Consider the following 2,912-nt stretch of genomic DNA (forward strand, 5'->3'; position numbering starts at 1 on the left):
AAATTATAGACCATCAAACATATAATTTTAATATTCTATTTATTATGAGCTTCTTTCTAACTCTTCTATCCCACTTGCAAAATCCGTAATTTTACCCGACATCATTAAAACTAACACCTATTCTATTTTCCGGTTCCCTCCTTATCCTGTTTCCTATCGTTCAATCACTCCCAGGCGTAAGGAATGTACAAACATTCTGGTGCCGGTTTGTTTATCAGCCAGCCATATTGCTTATGGCTCTATTCGCATGGAACCGGTGTTTATGGTGTTGGCACAATCCTCGGCGATAGCTGCAGCTGAGGCAATTGATGCAAAAAAAGCCGTTCAGGAAGTTGATGTCCAAAAGATTCAGAAAAAGCTTATAAATGATCCTTTGCTTGATGGTTCGCATGTAACAGGTAATAAATAACAATGATTGATGCTGGTAAAGAGGAAACACGAAAATAGGATAAGTGTTAGTTTTAATGATGTCGGGTAAAATTACGGATTTTGAAAGTGGAATAGAAGAGTTAGAAAGAAGCTCATAATAAATAGAATATTAAAATTATATGTTTGATGGTCTATAATTTTTAAAATCATGATGAATAAAAGTAAGATGAGGAACCAATGTAAAACAATAGTGATCTCTGTTTTTATACTGTTGTCTTCCTGGGGAATATTTGCTCAAAATGCTAAAAATGAGGATTTTGCTTCTCAGAAAAAATCGATCTATTTAAAAAAAGCAAAAGTATTGCCTGCTTTTATCCCCTTGGAAATAGGAGAAATCAGGCCGACGGGTTGGTTAAAAGATTGGGCAACCGACGCGGCTAAGGGGATTACCGGACATTTGGACGAGTATGTTGATGTTTTTAAGCATGGCTGGAAAGGATATGGTTTTAAAGCAAGAGGTGTTAAAGAAGACGGTACAGGTTGGCCGCTTGAGCAATGCAGTTATTGGTTAGACGGCGCAGTCAAACTGGGATACATTTTGCATGATACTGCTCTTATCCATAAAACCTCATCCCGGCTAAATTACGTAGTTAACGGTGTTTTAAACGGAGGTGAAACGTTTATTTACTGGAAACCCAAATCATTTGTAAATGATGATTTTAATAATTGGGGCCACGGGCTGATGGGACGGGCTTTGGTTTCTTATTATCAGGCCACTCATGACCCGAAAATTCTGCAGGCCCTTGTAAAGGTATATCAATCCTTTCCTATTAAAGTTGCTCCTGATTCCACCAGGCACTTGCCCCGGGGCGCAACCAATATCGATGCCATGACTGAAACCTATCTCATCAGTGGCCAAGAAGCAATTCTGGATAGTATTATCGGATATAGCAAAAAGATGAGTGTTATAGGCGAAGAACAACGCTGGCTTCGCAAAAAAGTAATTGCTGAAAATTTCCATCATGGGGTCAGCTTTTATGAACTGATGAGAGTGCCTGCAATGATGTATTTCTGGACAGGAGATAAAACAGAACTTAATGCTACAAACAAAATATTGGAATGGGGTGAAGAAAAAAATTTACTTCCTGTGGGTATCTGTTCTTCTGAAGAGTTTTTAGCCGGTATTGGATCTTTCAGGAATATTGAAACCTGTAATGTGCCTACTTCCATGTGGTCGTTTTTATGGATGATGCGTTTGACCGGTGAGAGAAGCTGGGGCGACAGGATAGAAAAGATATTTTTCAACGCCGGACCTGCACCCATTGCCCGCGATTTTAAGACGATGTGTTATTATCAGTCTCTTAACAGATTCAGTAATAAGATGCCGGAAGAAAATCCTATCCCCGGAAGTGGGGATCTGAAATTTACAGATCATGGACACGATGTGTTGTGTTGTGTGGGAAATGTGAATAACATAATCCCTGACTATATCAGTGGTATGTGGATGGAAACTATGGATAACGGACTGGCTGCAACTTTATACGGGCCTTGTATTCTGGATAAGATGATTAACCATGCCAAAGTCAGTATTAACTGCAAAACCAATTATCCTTTTGACAATAATATTAAAATGACTTTTAAATTGTCAAAAAATGTCACCATGCCAATATATCTGCGTATTCCTGAATGGTGTAACCACCCTTCGGTAAAAATAAACGGGAAAGTTATGGCTGTTAAAACCGAAAAAGGATTCATGAAAATTCTTCGTGCCTGGAAATCAAATGACCAAATACAATTGGATTTCCCGATGTCAGTTCAGGTTAGGCAAGGCAAAGAAACGTCGTTTCCGCAAATTAATTACTTTTTAAAGGATAATCATTATGTTGATGCAGTGGATACTACCATCAGCAATCCATTTGAATATGTAACTTACGGCCCTTTGCTGTTTTCCCTGCCAATTGCCGATGTTAATCCTAATCAGGAAATCGCAAATGCAAGATTCAACTATGCTCTGGATGTAAATGCAAAGAATTTATTTAAAGAGATAAGTGTAACAAAGAAACCGTTGACAGGGAAATGGGCATGGCAGATGGCTGCGCCAATACAGCTTAAAGTGAAAGCTACAGCATTCAATTGGATTCCAACACAGGTAAAACCATTACCTGAATCGCCTATTAAAAATGGAACTGAAGCAACGATCAATTTGGTTCCTTATGGATGTACAAAGTTCAGAGTTGCGATGTTTCCTGTAACACAAAAATCATGGAATTCATTTGTTAAGGTGAATTAAGAAAATCCTTAGGGATAAGGTTATAATATAGATATTACCCAATAGTTAAATTTTAAATTCAGTAAATCACTTTCATTTGTTTAATTTATTATATAAATTTTATTAAAAAAACTTTTAACATTCCAAAATGAAAAGAATCAGTTTTTTTATAGTTGTATCGTTATTTACCATGCAACTGTTTGGCCAGTCAGGGGGTAAAGCCCCGCAACTGGGAAAGGATAAAATCAAAGATGTTATTGCGGCGATGACGCCA

1 protein-coding gene and 1 pseudogene are annotated in these 2,912 nt (G+C 37.7%); both read left to right on the top strand.

The window, feature by feature from the left end; all coding sequences use genetic code 11:
* Positions 1–67: 67 nt before the first annotated feature.
* Positions 68–388, top strand: a pseudogene (locus tag Q8907_15395) (FAD-dependent oxidoreductase).
* A gap of 189 nt (positions 389–577) precedes the next feature.
* A complete protein-coding gene (locus Q8907_15400; GenBank protein ID MDP4275656.1) occupies positions 578–2,659 on the top strand; it encodes a glycoside hydrolase family 127 protein in 2,082 nt (693 codons plus the stop codon).
* Positions 2,660–2,912 lie beyond the last annotated feature (253 nt).

Source organism: Bacteroidota bacterium (genome assembly GCA_030706565.1).
Lineage (GTDB): Bacteria > Bacteroidota > Bacteroidia > Bacteroidales > JAUZOH01 > JAUZOH01.

Excerpts from the sequence above, each read along its gene's own strand:
- Q8907_15400 (MDP4275656.1), top strand. The coding sequence starts at position 578 with ATGATGAATAAAAGTAAGATGAGGAACCAATGTAAAACAATAGTGATC.